The 968-nt window shown below is 58.2% G+C and carries 2 protein-coding genes; both read right to left on the bottom strand.

The window, feature by feature from the left end; translation table 11 throughout:
• Nucleotides 1-454 (bottom strand): NAD-dependent epimerase/dehydratase family protein (locus FEM54_RS33155; protein WP_138454349.1); only part of this gene is annotated, 454 nt, incomplete at its 3' end.
• 231 nt (nt 455-685) lie between these two features.
• On the bottom strand, nt 686-968 hold a 283-nt coding region (locus FEM54_RS33150; RefSeq protein WP_138454348.1), incomplete at its 5' end, for an OprD family outer membrane porin.

Here is a 968-nt window from a genome sequence, read left to right as displayed (position 1 = left end):
CTTCGCCATAGGATTTGGACAGGCCGTAGTAGCTGTCCGGGCGACGTGGGGAGTGGGCGTCGATGCTTTCGTCTTGCTTGTAAAAGCCGATCACATGGTTGGAGCTGGCGAAGATCACGCGTTTCACGCCATGGCGGCGGGCGGCTTCGTAGATATGGAAAACACCGCTGATGTTTGCGCCCAGCACTTCTTCGAAAGAGCGCTCCACCGACACACCGCCGAAGTGCAGGATGGCATCGACGCCTTCCACCAGTTGGTGCACAGCCTGTTTGTCGGCCAGGTCACAGGGTTGCACTTCTTCGAACTCACCGGCCGCCGGGGCCATGTTGGCGATGTCCGACAGGCGCAATACCTGGGCATAAGGGCGCATGCGTTCGCGCAAGACTTTGCCCAGGCCGCCGGCGGCGCCGGTGAGCAGCAGGCGGTTGAAGGGGACAGGCGTGGTGGTGGTCATGGGAATTCCATTGTTGTTGTAGGTTGTCGTATGACTTGGTGGAAGTATCGTTTTGGACTCCCTGGGTTGTCAACGCCCTTGCAGGCAAGTGATGCTCAAAAGGTGGGAGCTGGCTTGCCTGCGATTGCGGTCGGCTAACTGACATTTCTTTTGCTGATCCTGCGCTATCGCAGGCAAGCCAGCTCCCACACAAGCGGGCTGCTACAAATGTCAGTGCCTGCAGGGAGCGCGTTACAGCAACGAGATCGGGTAGCTGACAAAGATCCGATTCTCATCAAACTCGTTGTTGCTGAAATCCCGACGCATGGTCGAGTTGCGCCAGCGCACATTCAGATCCTTGAGTGTGCCGCTCTGCACCGTGTAGGCCAGCTCCGACTCGCGGCCCCATTCCTTGCCGTCGGTGATGGCGCCAGTGTGTACGTTATTGCCGCTGATATACCGGTTCATCATGGTCAGCCCCGGAATGCCGAGCACCACGAAGTTGAAGTCATGGCGTATCTGCCAGGATTTTTCC

Source organism: Pseudomonas edaphica (genome assembly GCF_005863185.1).
In the GTDB taxonomy this organism is placed as follows: domain Bacteria; phylum Pseudomonadota; class Gammaproteobacteria; order Pseudomonadales; family Pseudomonadaceae; genus Aquipseudomonas; species Aquipseudomonas edaphica.
Note: the sequence above shows the minus strand (reverse complement) of the source record. Positions and strands in the feature narration are given on the sequence as shown.